The following is a 17787-nucleotide window of genomic DNA, read 5'->3' on the forward strand; positions in this document are numbered from 1 at the left end:
AATCTCAAAGGAATAGAATGACTCACGACAAAGATACGTGCCTTAAGAGCGTCGATCTGCTCTTGGGTTGGCCTCTAAAAAAAGCGCCTCACGAGAAAGTGTTGAAACTATTCGCCGTATCCATATGTGGTTTAACCGTAGAGCGATGTCTTGCGGGCAAGAAAGGAAAACGGTCCGCCGTTTCTGGGAATCTCGGGAAGATTGCCAATATCTTGTATAAAGAAACTTTGCGAAGGATGGAAATGAAAAACAAAACCCGCTAGTAAGGCGGGATTTTTTATAGAGAGACTCTCGAATCATTTTTTTTCGGCGATTACTAAACGGATACCGGATTCCTTTCCACCGATTTCCAGAGAAATCACTTTCACCGAGCTCCATTTCGCTTCATCGAATAGGTTTAATATGTCAGGCAAAAGAAAATTCATGTAATACATTACGAATTCCGGCTTAATCCAGTGATTGCGTAATTTCATCGTAGCGTCAAAAGCAAAGTAGGGCCACGCAGAAAGGTGATACCACTTTGGGCGTTCGGCGGTAATGAAGGCGAATTTTCCTTCCCGACGAAGCATCGAGTAAACCACATCAATGAATTCTTTCTGCTGGTTCTTTTCGATATGCCCCAGCGCTCCGAAGCAAGTAATCAGATCGAAATCTTTTAGAAACTGGATATCAAAGATGTTTTTACACACAAATCGGACTTCAGGCTTGGTGACGGCGGAAAATTTCTTTCTCGCTTCAGCCAGCATCGGCTCGCTCCAGTCGATTCCCACAATTTCTCTTCGGACAATTGGCAGCAAGCCTTCAATGCCTGCGCCCGTTCCGGTGCAAAGATCAATCGCATATTCAAAAGGTCCTTCAGTTTTCAGATAATCGGAGGTGGCATCAATGATTTCTTTAGGGGTCAGAAATGGCGTGTAGTCAAATTTCGACGCCAGTTGGTCGTAGCCTTCTTTGGTTGAAGAAAGTCCCTGCTTGATCAATTCTCGCAGGCTCGGTCCTTTTGGATGAAACATTTGTTTTCTCGATTCAAAAAACTGAATAAAATATACCGCTAATTCACCAAGCAAAGCAATCAAAAACACCCGTTTGAGGTGTTTTTTATTTTGGCGGAAGCGGAAGGATTCGAACCTTCGGAACCCTTTCGGGTTCAACGCATTAGCAGTGCGCTGCTTTCGGCCGCTCAGCCACGCTTCCGTATATATTTATTTTCTCGGCAGAGCCTCGATCAAAAATCAGGGGAATCGTGTCTGCCCGGGTTGCCCTTGCAACCCGTTGAATGCCACATAGCCATTCAACCCACGCTTCCAAAACTTTCTATATAATAACAGTCTTTTTGCAATTTTGCCAGATTTCTCATACTATCAGCGTAGCCGTTTGATGGTGCGTAATAACAAAGGAGGCCAGATGCAAACGGAATCCTGGCATAGATGGATTACTGACATTACACTTGATATTCCGGCTGGCACAATTCTGGGAGCTATTCAGGAAATGGTACGGATCTCCAGGTTTTCCAATGCCAGAGTGCATGCGGATATTAACGATATTTGGATGTGTGTAAGCCCAGACGAGACATCGCTAGAGGTAATGGAACTCTACAAGCAGGCAAATAGAGAAAGAAATCTGGCGGAAAAAGCGAGGAGAAAAAAGAAGCCCTGCTACAAACGCGAAGTACTGTACGCTGACGCAAAGATGGAGATTGTGCGTATCGTCTGGCTTCCCGGTTCAAAAAGTCGTCCGCATGATCACGGAAAATCTCATGGAGTAACGATTGTCTTGAAGGGTTCAGTCTTCGAGAAAGTATTCGACAAGAAAACAAAAATGTTCCTGCGGAGTGAAATCCATCCGGCCAACCTCAATGCATCCTTTGATGAGTCGCCCCGCCTGATTCACATCATCGGCAACGCCCGCCCTGATATGGAAGCGATCACCCTCCATATCTATATGCCTCCGCTGAAAATGAAATTCTACGACGACCTCGCCTAATCGCGAGGTTTTTTGTTAATATTACAGGAATGAAAGAATCTCCGAAAAAAATTCGCATCGCCGTATTAATCGGCGGGCCGTCGGCGGAATATGACGTGTCGCTGAAAACCGGTGGGCAAATTCTCACCAACTTAGATCACGATAAGTATCAGGCGCGGGCTATTGTAATCTCCAAAAATGGAAACTGGCCGATGAAGCCATCGGAGATAAAAAAGAAATTCGACCTCGCCTTTATTGCGATGCACGGAGAATATGGAGAAGACGGCACCGTCCAAAAGATTTTGGATAAATACCGGATTAAATACACCGGCTCCGGAGCCAGGGCTAGCGCTCTGGGAATGGATAAGGTTTTGTCGTCAAAGATTTTCACAAAAGCCGGTCTAAGTGTCCCGCAGTTTTCTTTATTGAAAATCAAGAATGGCAATCTCGCTCCCAGCGATACTAGGCAATCACTTTTCCATCTTCCGGTTGTGGTAAAGCCAACCGACAGGGGATCGAGTGCCGGTACGATGGTTGTGAAAAAGGTGCAGGATCTTCTTCCGGCAATTCAAAAAGCGGCCAAGTTTTCCGAGAATATAATGATTCAAAAATATATTGAGGGCAGGGAATTCACCTGCGGAGTAATTGAGGTCAAAGGAAAACTAAAAGCCCTTCCACCTACGGAGATTGTGCCGAAGCTCCGAGGATTCTTCGATTACTATTCAAAATATACTTCGGGCGCTTCCCGAGAAATTACGCCGCCGAGAATTTCCCGCAAAGAGATGAAAAAGATCCAAGCCCAATCACTGAAAGCACATCGCGCAATCAGGGCAAAAGGAATGTCCCGCACAGATTTTATGCAAAACGAAGATGGCAAGCTGTATGTGCTGGAAATTAATACCATTCCGGGTATGACCGCCACTAGTTTACTGCCTCAAGAAGCCCGAGCGGCCGGAATTGAGTTCCCAAAACTGTTGGATTTGATTATTGCTTCGGCACTGGCGAAATAACTGGATTTGTGCTAATATAGGCAGGTTGTTTGACATATTTTTAATGAGGAGAATCCGGTGATCAAGCTCGTAATCGAGCCAGGGGTTAAAAAGACATGGGAGCAATTTCTTGCCGAAAATCCGCCCTTTTCTATCGGTATCGATGGTTATGTGAATGCGCCGCCACTCCTTTCTGAAAAAGGTCCCCATCTTAATCTCGACCACCACGAAGGCGTAGATCGACTCGCCACTTACAGTACTTGCAAGCAGATGATGCTTGCTATCAATGGGCGACTTTTCAGAACCTTCCAAAAAGATGGAGTTCCGACAGCAACGCTTTTCGGAAATGACTGCGATCAGGATGTTTGGGTTGTTGACGCAACGATCAATCATCACGAACGTTTTGTCGGCGCGAAAAGCGAACCGAGGTTGAGGCAGTTGATTGACGTGGTTGATCTGCTAGACACCACCGGCGGACTTTACCTGATGGATATTAATTCCCGACTTCGCAAAGAAGTGAACTGGATTTTTCACCCCTATACCGAAGCCCGGACAAGCGGCACGCTTGAGAAAATGACAGGTGAAGAAATGGTCAACCTTGTGAAGTTGGGCGGGCGGAGAATTATTGATTATGCAAACGGCAGAGGTGGGCAAATTGAACCTGATACGCGCCACAAGATACGTCACAAGGGAAATGGCTGGGTGATGTTTGAGGAAATCGGAGCTGATGCCCGATACAAGGTTTGTATGGAGGGAGACGGCGCTTACGTGATGATTAAAGAGGGAGGCAGTAGTAGCCGTTTCCATTATTCTGTAGGACGAATTTCCAAGTTTGTTCCCTTTCCGGTCAGAGAGATTATTAATGCTCTCAATGCCGTGGAGGGACCCACGGTGGTAATGGAAAAAACACACCGACCCACTTGGGGTGGTTCGGACATTATTGGTGGTTCACCAAGGGTGTTTGGCAGCTGTCTGACACCTGAAGAAGTAATTAAAATCGTTGAAGAAGTTTTAGCAAAAACAGGCCCCGCTTAGCGGGGTTTTTTATTGCTCGCCACTCCCTACTTAATACTCACTACTTACTACTGTATACTTATCTTTATGGACCCCGAAAAGAAAATCTACTGGAGCGCGCCCGAGTTTGAATATCACGAAAAAACTCATGTTTGGTTTTGGATGATTGTGATTGGGGTAATCGCTATGGTTGCTGTAGCCCTCATTCAAAAGAACATTCTTTTTGCAATTTTTGCTGTCTTAGCAGGAGTTCTGGTGTTGCAGTGGGGGAAGACCAAGCCGGATTACGTAGATTTTCAATTAGATGAAGTGGGGATTAGCGTGGGCGGAAAAAATCCGCATCCATGGCAAGAATTTTCCGGCTTTGCGATTCACCGGCTTCATCACGAAGAAGAGGGGCTTTCCGAGTTAGTACTCCAGCGCACCGGCAGTCTTGGAACGCATTGGAAATTTCTGGTGCCAAATAAAGACGTGGATAGGGTCCGCCATTTCTCCAACCAGCATTTACATGAAATTGAATTTGAAGATTCGCTAATTGAGCACATCTCGCGCCTGTTGCGCTTCTAGCTAAAAGTTGTAAAATACGTAAAGTTAGAAATAAGCCCTCGTCGTTCAATGGTTAGGACGCAAGATTGCGGATCTTGCGATTGTGGTTCGATTCCACACGAGGGCACAAAGTTACTCAAATAGTTCTCTCGCATCACCAGAGCTCTTTTTGGCCAGCGCCAAAAATGCTCTTTTCTCTCGGCGATTTACTCCGACTTAGCGTCGGAGACCGGCTAAATCACCTCCGAGATATGCTGCTCAAAAACTATTCTCGCTGTTGGGAAAATCAGCGAAGCGAGACCCCTGTTCCACACGAGGGCACAAATATAAAACTAGTTTTGCTATCCTTTATTTAGCTCCTTAATTAAGGACACCTACCTATGAGGTGCCCCGATGAATGAGATAGCAGACGACATCCTGATGATTGCAAAAGTCTTCGCCGCATCGATTGTTGGGTTCTTGGTATTGGCGGGATTCTTCGCGGCAGGGGAGGCCGAGGCTATTCTTTATGGCCTTCTAATACTCGCTAACATCCTCCTCGCAACCTTAATTTCCGTGACTGCTATGGTAATTATGATTCTGCTGGGAGGTAGGTTTTGCCGGTTATTTTAGGCCCCTTTTTTGGGGTCTATTTTTGTCCCCGAATTAAACAAAGCGAATAAGGCTTTACCCCAATGCTCTGAATAAGATTCCGTTCCCTCAAAGCGCAGGGAATAGTTTCGAGGAACGTGCCGGAGCCCCGACGGCTTGGTCTTATTAGCGTCGGGGCGAGGGAGAGGCAAATTGAGCCGCAGGCTTGCCCGCCTTAGGCGGGAGCTCAATTATGCCGTTTCCGAGGGGCTATTCCTGGAGCCCTTGACAAAATGATATAAAGTATGCTATTATGGTTTGGTAGTCGTTAGCAGTACATTCAATTAACCCCGGGCGTTCCGACTAAATAGTCGAGAATTAGCCCAAAATAAGGAGTAAAGCAATGAACCCCAACAGCCACCTGTACATGTCCGCAGCGGTGATCGTCATCGCCGCCCTCGTGATCTTCGGAAGGAAGATCTGGGCGGCAGCGAAGGCGCCGTTCCAGTGGCTCGACCGCTGGATGAAGGACCTCACCAATGACTACAGTGGTGAGGATTCGGATCAGCGCGCGGATGTCTCCACGGAGCCGCTGACGCTGGCGAGAATCGAAGCGACGATGCTCCAGGACGAGCTCGTTGCCGGCCGCAACACGGGTCGGGTCCGCCAGTATCTGCGTAAGAAAGGCTGGCGGCTCGTCGAGTTCAAGGGCCACAGCGGCGGAATGAAGTTCGGGCTTGTGGTCGCCACGCGGAAGCGCGGTCTCCATGGGCAGGCCAGGATCAACGTCGGACCGGGAAAGTACTCGGTCTGGCGCAGCCTGGCCAGCCTCCAAAAGGTGGCCTAACCACTTCAAGTCCTATCGCCAGGTAGGCACCCCGGTATCTAAACCGGGCGCCCCGCAAGACTTTGAGCTATTTAGCTCTGGTCTCCGCGGGGCTTTTTTTATTCAACATAAAGTGTTACAATATCCCCAGTTCATCAAGGAGAAAAAGAAGTGGGTTATTTTGTTCCTGCCGCCCTGTTGATCTGCGCAATCATCTCTTTCGGCGTCGCTTGCTATATGAGCTACCGCGACAGAAATAAGAAAGATGAGTATTACAAAATCCAACAGGAGCTGAAAAAGAAAAATGCCCGAGGTTGACACAACCCCGCATCTTTTGCCAATTCGGCACAAGGTGCGGGGCTTTATTTTTCTCCCATTCGGATGTACCATCCCACAATAGTTATATTTGTCTGGTATATGAATAAGCTATACTTTGTTTAGTAAGTATGGTGCCCATAGTGTAGCGGCAACACTAGAGTTTGTGGAACTCTCATCACGGGTTCGAATCCCGTTGGGCACCCTAAGGGCTTCCTCGGAAGCCCAGTTTTAGGGGGCTTTCTTTTTGTTAAAAATTGATTATAATAGGTAAACAGAAAAACTTATGACTAATTTCAAACCGCTCTCAAATCACTTATTTATTGAACCTCTCAATACCGAGAAGGCCACGAAGTCCGGAATTGTTTTGCCGGAAACTGCCGAGAAAGAAAAGCCGATGGTGGGAATTGTGATAGCGGTCGGTGAAGGAAAACGAAATGAAAAAGGCGATGTTGTGCCGATGGCGGTAAAAGTCGGCGACAAGGTTTTATTTAAAAAATACGGCCCCGACGAAATTGAAGTAGAGGGGAAAAAATATCTGGTCGGAGAGGAAGATGATGTCCTCGCGATCCTGGAATAATAATATTTAAACGTTTAAATATTTAAATAATAAAAATATTCTACAATGAGTAAACAAATTCTATTCAACGAAAAAGCCCGCGAGGCGATGAAAAAAGGTATTGATAAGCTGGCTCAAGCTGTCATTGCGACTCTTGGCCCGCGCGGCAAGGCGGTAGTTATTGAAAAGGGCTATGGCGCTCCGCAGGTTACTTTTGACGGCGTTACTGTTGCCAAAGAAATTGAACTCGAAGATAAATTCGAGAATCTTGGCGCTGATTTAATTAAACAGGCCGCTGATAAAACCAATGATGCCGTTGGTGATGGCACCACTACTTCTATTGTATTGGCGCATTCTTTGATTGAAGAGGGCGAAAAGATGCTCAAATCCAAGGACGTAAATGTAATTCAGCTCGCCGAAGATTTAAAGAAAGGCGCTCTTATTTTGGCGAAAAATCTTGAAGCTCAAAAAGAACCGGTGAATGATCTGGCGAAATTGGCTGAAGTTGCTTCACTTTCCGCGAAAGACAAAACCATCGGCGGCTTAATCGCTGAAGTAATTCACAAAGTTGGAAAGGAAGGCGTAGTCACCGTGGAAGATTCAAACACCATCAGTAATTCGTATGAAGTAGTGGAGGGTATGCAGTTTGATCGTGGTTTCATCTCGCAATATATGATTACCAACAGCGAGCGGATGGAGTCCTCTTTGGAAAATCCGTATATTTTGGTTACCGATAAGAAAATTTCCGCCATCGCGGAGATTCTGCCGATTTTGGAAAAGGTGGTGCAAAGCGGAAAAAAGGAAATGGTAATTATCGCCGATGATGTGGAAGGCGAGGCTCTGACTACTCTGGTAGTCAACAAACTCCGCGGCGTGTTCACCGTGCTTCCTTTGAAAGCTCCGGGATTCGGAGATAGAAAAAAAGAAATGCTTCAGGATATCGCCACAATTACCGGCTCTCAATTTATTTCTGAAGAGCTTGGCAAAAAGCTGGAGGCGGTAGAACTGGCCGATCTTGGTACGGCTCATCGGGTTGTGTCTAATAAAGACACCACCACAATCGTGGGCGGAAAAGGCGATAAGAAAAAAATTGAAGAGCGTGTTGCTCAATTGAAAGCCCAACTGCAAAAAGCGGAGTCCGGTTTTGATAAAGATAAATTACAGGAACGTTTGGGTAAGCTAGCCGGCGGAGTAGCCGTCATTAAAGTTGGCGCTCCGACCGAATCTGCCCAGAAAGAATTAAAAGATAGAGTTGAAGATGCTGTGGCCGCCACGAAGGCCGCGATGGAAGAAGGGATTGTGCCGGGAGGTGGAATGGCTTTGTTCTACGCAGGAATGGAATTACGTCATCCGCCAGCTGGCGGAAGCAGTATTGCCAACGATATTTTAATTGCCGCCTCCGAGGCTCCTATCCGCGCCATTGTGGAAAACTGCGGCCAATCTCCTGATTTTATTTTGAACCAACTTCCGAAGAAAGCGGGCTGGCAGGGTTTTGATGCCAACAAAGGAAAGATGGGGGATTTAAAGGCCGCCGGCATTGTGGATCCGCTGAAAGTCACCAAGACTGCCTTAATGAACGCCGTTTCCGTTGCCGCAAACTATCTCACCATTGGCGCCGCCGTTACCGATATTCCTAAGAAAGAATCTCCAGTCGCCCCGCAGATGGGAGGAATGGGGGAGTACTAGAGATAAAAAATCCGCCCTTTGTCAGGCGGATTTTTTAACCACTTCTTTATTATAGATTGACAAATCTAAAGAAGTGAGTTATCTTATTTGCAGTTCCGTAATGGCTTGATTAATCCAACGGGATTGATCGCCAGCGCATACTTTCTTATTCAGGAGAGTCCTATGAAGATGGACGAAAAAGCTACGTTCAGCACGGTAGTTATCGTAATTGCGTCGATGATTGTCGCGATGAGTCTTTCGATTGCTTTCGGCTTTTTTGCCGGAATTGCAGGGATGATCTTCTCCATTGTGCTATTCCTGATGCTTGATTCCATCGATGAGAGTCTCTCCATGTTGGCCAGTGCCAAAGCTGCGGATAGTCTGGTGAATCAGAAAAAGCCCGCCGAAACCTACACTGACAAGGGTGAAAAAGTTGAAGTGAAGGCTTGAAATTTGTCCGCCTCGACACCGAGGCGGATTTTTATTACTCTGATTCAGGTTAATTGAAATAAAAGAGGCGCGATGAAACCCGACGAATACGAGCTGACGCTGGCCGAGTGGGAATTTATCAAAACTTTTTTGACCGACAGGGGATTGCCGATTGATGTCGACAAAACCTTCAACGATGTGTATATCAAGACCCGTTATTCGAAAGTTCGTTCGCGTTCGGAAATTTATGATTTTTCCACCGAGATTGCGCCTGGGCTAACCTTGGGATTGCCGTTTATTATGGCGAATATGGTTTGTGTCGCGGACGCCAAGGCGATCGTGGCTCTGGAAAGAGAGGGCGGCCTCGGAATTCCTCCACAAATGTTGGAATTGAAGACGCGCTTGGAGATGTTGGATGAGATCGGCCGGAGAGATTCCGCGCTAATCGATAATCCGCTTACTATTTATCCCGACGCCACCCTGGAAGAAGCCAAAAAATTAATGGGTAAGCGCGGCGTTTCTAGTTTGATCGTGATCAACGGAGAAGATAGGCCGATCGGCATCTTGAGTACGCGAGACTGGATGTACGAAGCTGATGAAGGGAAATTCGTTGGCGATCTGATGGGCGGAAAAAGAAAACTTTACGCCGCCAAAAAGGGCATAAGCTTCGGGGAGGCGGCCAAGATCTTGAAGCGTCATGAGATTGAAAAACTGCCGCTGCTGGGAAAGAATGGCGCTTTGGCCGGTCTGATCACGGCTCACGGCTTGTTCTACAAACACCATCATCCCCGCGCTACGCGCGACGAGAAAGGACGTTTTCTGAAAGTCGGAAGTGTAGGAGTCGGCCAATATTTCACCGCAGCTCATATGCGAGAGGTGGAAACGCAGGTCCGTAAAGGAATTTGTCTGTTACTGATCGATACGGCGCGCGCGTTTTCTATTAACACCAAAGAGGCGGTGGAAGCGGTGCGGGCGCGGTTCCCTGAGCTTCCGCTGATGGTCGGCAACGTGGATTGTCCCGAAGGAGCGAAGGCTCTTTTCCAGTGGGGTGTGGATATCGTAAAAGTCGGCATCGGCCCCGGAGAGGCTTGCCGCACCCGCGAAGTCGGCGTCGGAATGCCCCAGCTTTCCGCTGTTGCCAAGTGCGCGGCGGTAGCGCGGATGGAATCAGTGAACGGAAAACGAAAATATATCGTTGCCGACGGGGGAATGAAAAACCCGGGCGACATTTGCAAGGCGCTGGTTGCCGGAGCGGACGCGGTAATGTCGGGCTCGCTGTTCATTGGAGCCATTGAATCGGCCGCTGAAGCGAACGTGAATAAACATGGGTTGCGGATCAAAGAATACGTTGGTTCGGCTTCATCTAAAGCGCAAAAGGAGCGCATCAACCATGGAACACTTGTTAAAAAACGTCGCCCCGAAGGTGTATCGCAAGAAATGCCAGTGCTGGGTACGATGGAAGAAGTAGTTGAGGAATTGGTCGACGGAATGAAGTCTACCCTTAGCTTCCTCGGAGCTTGGAATATTCAGGAACTGAAAACCAGAGGAAAATTCGGCTTGCAAACCTCCGCCGGACTGAAAGAAGGAATAAAAAAGTAATAACTGATGACTAACAACTAACGACTAAGAACCGGTACGCCCGCTTGCAAAAGCGGGTTTTTTTTACCTACTGCTCAAAATTTTCAATTCAAAGAAGTAGAAAATTTTGTGTGCAGTAGCAATCCTGGGCGTAGCGTAGGATTATCTTGCAAAAAATCAACAGAAGTGTTAATATCTCGCCAGAACCCTAACAGGAAAGGAGAGTGCTCATGGTTCGTATGCACGACGGAGAGATGTATCTGGTATCTGTGGCGCACGGAGGCAGAGGGCATGGCGAAGAAATGTCGATGCTTTGTTTGGCCGACGACTTGGAGTTCGCGCTGAACACCGCCCGGACGGCCGAAAAGTTCGGCTATGACATTTCGCGCGGTGATGACGGCATCTTCATCTGGAAGTTTAATGTTAACGTTATCTACGCAAATCGTTTTCCTATCTTCGAGCGGCGTCTGACTTATAAAAGGGTTTCCGACACGGAAAAATCTTGGGTCGAGCATTGGAACTCCGCCGCCCACAAGGCTTTGGTTAAAAATAAGGTGGTCCGATCCCGCAAGTAGCATCACCCACCCCGCTTGAATAAAGCGGGGTTTTTTGTTCTGGGGAGAAGTCTATTTATCATTTTAGTTATAATGTATAAAACGGTCTCCAATTATAAAAATAATAAATATAAATATGCCAGCAATATTAGTTATTCTCGTATTAGTGCTAGGAGGAGGGGCATCTGTCGCGTCGGAACAGGCTACTCCCGGTAGCTTGCTTTACCCCGTAAAGGTCAATATCAATGAAGGGGTGATCGGAGCGCTTTCCTTCTCAGCCAAAGCTAAGGCAAATTGGGATGTCCGGGTTACAGAGCGACGTCTTGAGGAAGCCGAAGAGCTTTCGGCGGAAGGGAAGCTTGATGCTGATGCTCGGGCGCAGATTGAAGAGAACTTTGCAGCGCATGCCGACCGGGTTCATGAGCGCATTAGTGATTTCCAGGCTCGCAGCGATTTCAACGCGGCCGCGGATGTGGCCGCCAATTTTGCAACTTCTCTCCGCGTGCACCAGACGATTCTTGAACGCCTTGCTCTAGAGAATAGTTCGCAAGCGGTTGAAGTAAACCACATAGTGGTAAAAGTTCGCGAGCAAGAGTTGGTGACTGCCAAAGAGCGAACCAAAGCGGAAGCAAGCGCATCTTCTCAAGCCAGCCCAGACGTGCAAGCGGCGGCAGAGGGCCGGATGGGAGCGGCGCAGAATAAGATTTCCGAGGTCAGAGCTTTTCTGAACCGAATGAAGACATCTCTCACCGCATCGGCAGTAGCCAACGCGGAAGCGCAATTAGCTGTTGCTGACAAGCTCTTCGCTGATGGAAAAGTAAAACTGGATGCGAAAGCTTACGCTGAAGCCTTTACGCTGTTTGGCAAAGCTCACGAAGCCGCTCAAGCGGTAAAATTGATGCTGGATTCCAGCGAACGACTCGATCTTGATATTCGCGTGGATACTAAGATGGATGTCGAGACTAGGACAACTAATTCAGCTGGAGTTAAAGTAGACGCTTCGGTAAAAATCGGTCTGTAAGGTTTGGATCAAATAAAAATCCCCCAAAGAGGTTCACCCGCCTCCGGCGGGGGATTTTTTTATTTCTTTCCATTCCCACTTATTCCACTATTCGCGCGAATAAGGTCATAAGGGGAGTAGGGCGGGAGGAAATTTCACTGCAGCATTCCGTATTTTTTGTTCTGAGCCGTCATTTTCAGAAAGTAGGCCAAGCGAGTTTTTCGGCCTTGGTTCCAGGCGGAGGCAGTAATCCAAGCGATGCGAATCCGGCGATAATGCTCCGGAAACTTTTTAAAATTATTCCAGACTTGCATATCTTTTTTCATCGCCTTTTGTAGCCAGAGGGGGATTACAATCTTTCCGGCGTTTTCGGCTTTGTGGTGGCCCTTGGTGGCGGCGATTCCGGCTGGGTGCATCAATCCAGCCTTAAATAACCGGCGGGCTTTTTCTTTATTCAACTCCGACCAGCTACTTTTTGGATTGCGCGGGCTGAACCTTTGAGCAAAGGAATCTTTATCAACCGTCTTCACGGTGCTGTCTATCCAGCCGAAACAGAGCGCCTCATTTACTGCGTCGCCATATTCCACCCGCGGCTTGCCGGAACTCTTTTTGTAATAGACCAGCCAGATCTCTTTGGCCTTGGCGTGATTCTTCTCCAACCACTTCCGCCAAGTTTTCCGATTAGGAGCGTAAAAAAGTTTACCTAGTTTCACTGTCTAAGATTTTTTATTTCTTCAAGTTCTTCTTCTGAATCACACCAAATAAGAGCCCAGTATTTTTCTCGGCCTAATTTTTCATATGCTCCGTAGCGGTGATTTCCATCTCGAACGGAAAAAATGCCGCCGGCGTAAGAAACAATAAATGGGGCGAGATCTCCCTCTGATTGAATATACTCAATCAAAGAATTAACTTTTCTATTCCAATTTTCTATGGATTCCTGATATTCCATTTCTTTTTCCGGACCACAACACCTTTCCAACTTTTTCAGAGGGAAGAGCATGGGGCCAGCCCAGTACCTTTTTCGTTTCTTCAACCCATCGGCTAAGGCGGAATTTTTTCCTTCCGCGCGCAAAAAAGTATCTATCCATTTTTCCAATTGGCCGTCTTGGGAGTGTTTTGTGATCTCTGCTATCAAGTCGTGATGGGTGGACTTATTGTTGGACTGATTCATCGAAAAATTATAACACCAGCTTGAACAAAGGCGAGTTTTTCATTATTCTATGAAAAGACTTTGCTTCCGGCTCCTGCTCTGCGGGGGCTCGGGCAAGTCCAGGAAAAGTGTTCATTAAGTTAGGCGCACGTGCTATAATAGCAAGTGATGACCTCAAAAGAATTACGAATCGCAGGAGCAATGTTGTATGTAGGGGAGGGGACGAAATTACGCAAAGATCCTCGCTACAAAAACACATTCATCTACGCTATTGAGCTCACTAATTCTGACCCGCAGATTGTCGCGCTGTTCATCAAGTTCTTGAAAGAAGAGCTGGAAGTTGATTTCAGTAAGGTTAGAGGCCAGCTCTTTATTTACCCCGACCTGAACCGGGAAAAGGTTATGCGGGTCTGGAGCCGCAAAACCGGGATTCCGATTGCGCAGTTCCAAAAGGTCATTATGCTGAAACCGAGAAGTTTGGTATTCAGACATAGTCCGTTGGGAACTTTTAAAGTCCGAATGAGCAGTAAGGAGAAGTTTCTAAAGCTTCAATCTATAATTGAAAGCGTTTGGAAAAGCGTATAGTATCGACAAGTTAACACGGAGGCGTCGCATAGCGGCCTAGTGCGTGCGCTTGGAAAGCGCATATACCGAAAGGTATCGAAGGTTCGAATCCTTCCGCCTCCGCCAGTTGGGAAATGAAGTCATTGGCTCGCCCGCTACGCGGGCTCGCCAGCCGTTTTGAATTCAGTAAGGCCAGAAGCGGGTTTTTCTTTTCTGAATTGAATAAAACTGGTATCTTAATAATGTGTGAATATTGAGAACCTATTGTGATAGGCGTGTAATAAAAAGTATGAACCAAAAAGGATTTCCACAACTTATCTTAATGGTCGTTGTTGTAGTAGTTGTCGTGGCAGGAGGTGGTATTTGGTATTATCAGAAATCGGCTGAACAAAATAAACCTGTATCAGAGGTGCAAGTGGTCCCGGAATCGCCCTCTGTTCCAACCGAACAGCCCAAACAGCAAGTTAAAGAACAAGAACAGCCGCAAACAACAGAGGTGTTAAAACCTTCGGAGAAACCCGTTACTCAAGAAACCACAAACAATAATAGCCCGATTTCTCCTTATTCGGTTATATGGAATAGCAAAGATTTTACCTGGTATCCAAATGGGACTCCGCCTGCCTGTCCGCAGCCGCTTACATTAAAAACGCCAGTAGATATGCAATTGGTGACCGGAGCGTTATGGCCCGGTCAGGTGCGAGGTGGATACAAAGCCCACGGTGGTTTTCGATTTAATAACGACGGCACAAATGATATAACGGTTCGTGCTCCGGTTGGCAGCCATCTTATTCAAGCAAGTCAATATTTAGAGGGTGGAGAGAAACAGTATTTCTTTGTTTTTTCCGTTCCATGTGGATTTGTTTATCGCTTAGATCACGCCAGAGTATTATCTGTGAAACTATCAGAAGCAGTAAAGAATCTACCGCCCGCGACCGAGGGCGATAGCAGGACAAGTTATATTAACCCTCCGGTGTGGGTAGATGCTGGAGAAGTTGTGGCTACTTCAATAGGAGTTACCAAAAATATATTTGTTGACTTTGGGTTGTACGATGTGCGAAAACCAAATAATGTAACACCAAATCCAGCTTGGGCTGATCTTTATGCAGCCGATAAAGAATTCGGGCATTACGGAGTCTGTTTTTTTGATTATCTTTCCGGCAATGACGGCACAACCATGCGCTCCCTTCCCACTGGAAAGGAGGGCAAGGTCAGCGATTATTGTAAATAAAAAAGCCGAGTTTCTGGAAAAGCAAAATTGAGAAACATAAAGAAATAATTTAAAAGACCCGCCTCATCGGCGGGTTTTAATTTATCAATTTACTATGGCTCGAGCGGTGGGAGGGAATCGCCGGTGATGGCGTCGATCACATCATTGATCTGAATCGGGGATTGGATCAGGCCCTCGGGCGGGGTGATTGTCGCGGTTTGGGGCTTGGTGTTTGGCTTCTTCACACCTACCGTAGTGCTGGTCGGGGTTGTGCTTATGGTACCTTTTACTTCTGGTTCAGGCTCGGTGTCTCCTTCGGGATTTTTGAGTTTACCCAAAGATTCGCGCGAAACAGTGAGCGCATCCTCGACAGCTTGTTTTACCTCGCCCTCGGCTTGCGGCACCACATCGGACAGTGCTTGCTCTTCCGCGGCGGCAAGATCAGCGACTTGATCGGCCAATTCCGGTTTTTGGCTTGAGACCGCGACCACTGCGTCAGTGGTGTTTTTGAGCGCGGCCAGGGTTTGGTTCACGATTTCAGTGGTTTCTTTATTCTCCACAAGCTTGGCGACTTCCTGTATCGTCAAAAGCGACGGGTTTCTAACGCCCCGCTCTAAACCGCTAATGTATGTTCGGTGGACGCCCAAAACCCTTGCTATATCGCCCTGCGACATTTCTTTTTGTAGGCGCACTTTGCGGACTTTTTGCCCGAATTTCGATACTTCTTTATTCATATGCGTAAAATCCACTTGCAGATATTTTAGCAAATGTTGTATAATTGGTCTATGGAGAGCAATTACTCTATAAGCATTTCGGGGAGAAGAGTTGTGTTGCCCGCGCAATGGGAGGGTTGGGCAAGGGCAACTCTATTTTGTTTTAGTGGCGGCGCATTTCTGAAATCCGAAACCCCCAGTCCGAAACCCGCCCACATTCCTCCCCAGACCCCTCCTGCGGGCGGGAAAAGAGCCGGGGCAGGGCGAATCCATTCCCCCAGACAAATTGTTTCGCCCTGCCGAGTCCGCTTTAATCATCTGGATTCTGCTCGAAATAGTTTCGAACTTTGTCCAACAAACACCGCCAGTTATTAAGTTAAGCTATGCTTAGTTCAAAGGGGCCTAAACAAACATGGAACACTCAATCTACTTAGCGAAAGTAATCGGTTTAGTGAGTGTGATTGCCTCACTGGCAATTTTAGCGCGCTATAAGAGGAATATAGAGCTTGAAATAGAAGTGACGAAAATTCCCGGTCTGACTTTTTTGGCCGGATTCGGCATTCTCGTTCTCGGCGCCTTGATGGTGGTGAGCCATAACATCTGGGTAGCTGACTGGCGGGTTGTCATCACAATCCTCAGCTGGTCCGTGCTGTTGAAAGGAACTGGAAGGATCTTCGTCCCGGAAGCGGTGAAATATATGATTGAAAAGAAGCGCACCGTCCGCTGGTTCATCCTCGGCGAGATTGTTCTTTTGCTGGTTGGTTTATTCCTGATGTATCAAGGATTTGTTGCTCCGAAACTGGCCGAAAGTTACAAGCCCGGAATTCCTGATGGAGTAGCGTGCACAATGGACGCGAAGATGTGCGCTGATGGTTCATATGTCGGCAGAGGCGGCCCGAAGTGCGAGTTCTCTAAGTGTCCGAATGAAATCTAAAGGCCCCTCGTTAAGAAGGGGCTTTTTTATTTTACGCGGAACTTGATGCTAGAATGAAGCAAATGAAAAAACTACCGCACGACAACGTTTGGACCCGTCTGATGCCTTCCAAAATCAGCGGCGTTGGCGTTTTTGCTATTAGAGATATTTCGGCCAACACTAATCTTTTCGAAGATGATGATGTAAAAATGGTTACGCTTCAGAAACCGGAAATTGATGCGATGGACTTGGAAACCAAAAAGCTCTACGATGATTTTTGCGTAATTAGAGGCGACAAATACATCTGCCCGCAAAACTTCAATGATATCACCGTGGGCTGGTTCATAAATCACTCCACGAATAATCCGAATGTCCGTTGTGATAAAAATCTTGTATTCCACAGCGCCAGAGATATCAAGGCAGGGGAGGAGCTCACGCTGGATTACTCAACTTACAGCGAAAAATAAATAAATGATCCCGTTAGAAGCAGCCAATCTAAATAACTATAATAATCAACATGCAAAAAACAGTCGTAAATAACAAAGTAGTCTGCGTGTCACGGGTACGCCCGGCAGGCGCACCCTGCTTCTAACGGGATGAAAAAACGTCGTAATTTCTCACTTCCGGACCAGAACGGAAAAATTCATACCTTAAGCGACTACAAAGGCCAGTGGGTACTGGTGTATTTTTATCCGAAAGATGACACGCCGGGATGCAATGCTGAGGCCTGCGCGATTCGCGATAACTTTCCGGAATTCCAAAAGCTCGGCATCCGGGTTTTCGGCATCAGCGCCGATCCGGTTAAAAGTCATGCTAAATTTGCGGAAAAATTTAATCTACCGTTCACTTTAATTTCCGATGAAAAAAGAACCACCATTAAAAGATGGGGTGCTTGGCAGAAAAAAAGAGCGATGGGAAAGACGTATATGGGCATCGCACGCATGTCCTTTCTGATTGACCCCGATGGCGATATTGCCATCACCTATGGAGAAGTGACGCCGGAAACTCATGCGCAAGAAGTTTTAGACGATTTGAAGGAATTATTGAATAAATAAAAACCGCTTCTTATAGGGGCGGTTTTTTTGTTGTTACCTACTGCTCAAAATTTTCAATTCAAAGAAGTAGAAAATTTTGTGTGCAGTAGCAATCCTGAGCCTGCCTGCCGGCAGGCGTAGCGTAGGACTACAAATAACTTGATATTTTATATCAATTATGATACTCTATGAGCCTATT

The 17787-nt window shown here is 47.0% G+C and carries 22 protein-coding genes and 4 tRNA genes; 21 read left to right on the top strand and 5 right to left on the bottom strand.

Features of this window, described 5'->3' with window-relative positions:
* Positions 1-296 precede the first annotated feature (296 nt).
* Entirely contained in the window at positions 297-1013 is a 717-nt protein-coding gene (locus tag Q7S83_00700) for a class I SAM-dependent methyltransferase (protein ID MDO8466644.1), read from the bottom strand.
* A gap of 91 nt (positions 1014-1104) precedes the next feature.
* Positions 1105-1194: transfer RNA gene (locus Q7S83_00705), tRNA-Ser, on the bottom strand.
* A 210-nt stretch (positions 1195-1404) separates the two neighbouring features.
* Between Q7S83_00705 and Q7S83_00710 the strand changes: the two genes are divergently transcribed.
* The 15 genes from Q7S83_00710 to Q7S83_00780 all read left to right on the top strand — a co-directional run bounded on the left by Q7S83_00710 (position 1405) and on the right by Q7S83_00780 (position 12028).
* A complete protein-coding gene (locus tag Q7S83_00710; protein MDO8466645.1) occupies positions 1405-1983 on the top strand; it encodes a cysteine dioxygenase family protein in 579 nt (192 codons plus the stop codon).
* Positions 1984-2012: 29 nt separating this feature from the next.
* Complete coding sequence (locus Q7S83_00715) at positions 2013-2972, top strand: D-alanine--D-alanine ligase (protein MDO8466646.1); 960 nt, start codon at positions 2013-2015, stop codon at positions 2970-2972.
* A 57-nt stretch (positions 2973-3029) separates the two neighbouring features.
* Positions 3030-3986, top strand: a complete 957-nt coding sequence (locus tag Q7S83_00720) for a hypothetical protein (protein ID MDO8466647.1) — start codon at positions 3030-3032, stop codon at positions 3984-3986.
* Between the two features lie 66 nt (positions 3987-4052).
* Positions 4053-4532 (top strand): hypothetical protein, encoded by a 480-nt coding sequence (locus Q7S83_00725; protein ID MDO8466648.1) that lies wholly within the window; start codon positions 4053-4055, stop codon positions 4530-4532.
* Between the two features lie 34 nt (positions 4533-4566).
* A tRNA-Arg gene (locus tag Q7S83_00730) sits at positions 4567-4638 on the top strand.
* Between the two features lie 266 nt (positions 4639-4904).
* Positions 4905-5123, top strand: a complete 219-nt coding sequence (locus Q7S83_00735) for a hypothetical protein (GenBank protein MDO8466649.1) — start codon at positions 4905-4907, stop codon at positions 5121-5123.
* 361 nt (positions 5124-5484) lie between these two features.
* Positions 5485-5928, top strand: coding sequence for a hypothetical protein (locus Q7S83_00740; GenBank protein ID MDO8466650.1), 444 nt, complete (start codon positions 5485-5487; stop codon positions 5926-5928).
* Positions 5929-6078: 150 nt separating this feature from the next.
* Positions 6079-6225: a hypothetical protein gene (locus Q7S83_00745; protein MDO8466651.1), complete on the top strand. Its 147-nt coding sequence runs from the start codon at positions 6079-6081 to the stop codon at positions 6223-6225.
* Positions 6226-6356: 131 nt separating this feature from the next.
* Positions 6357-6427, top strand: a tRNA-His gene (locus Q7S83_00750).
* Between the two features lie 81 nt (positions 6428-6508).
* A complete protein-coding gene (locus Q7S83_00755; GenBank protein MDO8466652.1) occupies positions 6509-6802 on the top strand; it encodes a co-chaperone GroES in 294 nt (97 codons plus the stop codon).
* A 45-nt stretch (positions 6803-6847) separates the two neighbouring features.
* The gene (groL, locus tag Q7S83_00760) at positions 6848-8467 is read left to right on the top strand and encodes a chaperonin GroEL (protein ID MDO8466653.1); all 1620 of its coding nucleotides are present in this window, start codon (positions 6848-6850) and stop codon (positions 8465-8467) included.
* Positions 8468-8629: 162 nt separating this feature from the next.
* Entirely contained in the window at positions 8630-8896 is a 267-nt protein-coding gene (locus Q7S83_00765; protein MDO8466654.1) for a hypothetical protein, read from the top strand.
* 72 nt (positions 8897-8968) lie between these two features.
* On the top strand, positions 8969-10474 hold the full coding sequence (locus Q7S83_00770) for an IMP dehydrogenase (protein MDO8466655.1): 1506 nt from the start codon (positions 8969-8971) through the stop codon (positions 10472-10474).
* Positions 10475-10692: 218 nt separating this feature from the next.
* Positions 10693-11028: a hypothetical protein gene (locus tag Q7S83_00775; GenBank protein ID MDO8466656.1), complete on the top strand. Its 336-nt coding sequence runs from the start codon at positions 10693-10695 to the stop codon at positions 11026-11028.
* A 115-nt stretch (positions 11029-11143) separates the two neighbouring features.
* Positions 11144-12028 carry a DUF5667 domain-containing protein gene (locus Q7S83_00780; protein MDO8466657.1) on the top strand — a complete coding sequence of 295 codons (885 nt, stop codon included), beginning with the start codon at positions 11144-11146 and terminating at the stop codon, positions 12026-12028.
* A gap of 134 nt (positions 12029-12162) precedes the next feature.
* On the opposite strand, the gene Q7S83_00785 is transcribed toward Q7S83_00780, so the two are convergent.
* Both Q7S83_00785 and Q7S83_00790 read right to left on the bottom strand, forming a co-directional pair.
* A complete protein-coding gene (locus tag Q7S83_00785) occupies positions 12163-12720 on the bottom strand; it encodes a YdeI/OmpD-associated family protein (protein ID MDO8466658.1) in 558 nt (185 codons plus the stop codon).
* The gene (locus Q7S83_00790) at positions 12717-13178 is read right to left on the bottom strand and encodes a ParB N-terminal domain-containing protein (protein ID MDO8466659.1); all 462 of its coding nucleotides are present in this window, start codon (positions 13176-13178) and stop codon (positions 12717-12719) included. Before Q7S83_00790 ends, Q7S83_00785 begins: the two co-directional genes overlap by 4 nt.
* Positions 13179-13325: 147 nt before the next feature.
* On the opposite strand from Q7S83_00790, the gene Q7S83_00795 reads away from it, so the two are divergent.
* The 3 genes from Q7S83_00795 to Q7S83_00805 all read left to right on the top strand — a co-directional run bounded on the left by Q7S83_00795 (position 13326) and on the right by Q7S83_00805 (position 14949).
* Entirely contained in the window at positions 13326-13742 is a 417-nt protein-coding gene (locus tag Q7S83_00795; GenBank protein MDO8466660.1) for a hypothetical protein, read from the top strand.
* A 17-nt stretch (positions 13743-13759) separates the two neighbouring features.
* Positions 13760-13847, top strand: a tRNA-Ser gene (locus Q7S83_00800).
* A 163-nt stretch (positions 13848-14010) separates the two neighbouring features.
* Positions 14011-14949, top strand: coding sequence for a hypothetical protein (locus Q7S83_00805; GenBank protein MDO8466661.1), 939 nt, complete (start codon positions 14011-14013; stop codon positions 14947-14949).
* Positions 14950-15041: 92 nt separating this feature from the next.
* On the opposite strand, the gene Q7S83_00810 is transcribed toward Q7S83_00805, so the two are convergent.
* Positions 15042-15662: a helix-turn-helix domain-containing protein gene (locus Q7S83_00810; protein MDO8466662.1), complete on the bottom strand. Its 621-nt coding sequence runs from the start codon at positions 15660-15662 to the stop codon at positions 15042-15044.
* Positions 15663-16053: 391 nt separating this feature from the next.
* On the opposite strand from Q7S83_00810, the gene Q7S83_00815 reads away from it, so the two are divergent.
* The 3 genes from Q7S83_00815 to bcp all read left to right on the top strand — a co-directional run bounded on the left by Q7S83_00815 (position 16054) and on the right by bcp (position 17609).
* Positions 16054-16575 (top strand): hypothetical protein, encoded by a 522-nt coding sequence (locus Q7S83_00815; protein MDO8466663.1) that lies wholly within the window; start codon positions 16054-16056, stop codon positions 16573-16575.
* A 62-nt stretch (positions 16576-16637) separates the two neighbouring features.
* Positions 16638-17021, top strand: a complete 384-nt coding sequence (locus Q7S83_00820; protein MDO8466664.1) for an SET domain-containing protein — start codon at positions 16638-16640, stop codon at positions 17019-17021.
* A 129-nt stretch (positions 17022-17150) separates the two neighbouring features.
* Positions 17151-17609 (top strand): thioredoxin-dependent thiol peroxidase, encoded by a 459-nt coding sequence (gene bcp / locus Q7S83_00825; GenBank protein ID MDO8466665.1) that lies wholly within the window; start codon positions 17151-17153, stop codon positions 17607-17609.
* The last annotated feature ends 178 nt before the right edge of the window (positions 17610-17787 follow it).

It is taken from the genome of bacterium (assembly GCA_030646995.1).
GTDB lineage: Bacteria > Patescibacteriota > Minisyncoccia > UBA6257 > WO2-44-18 > JAUSKF01.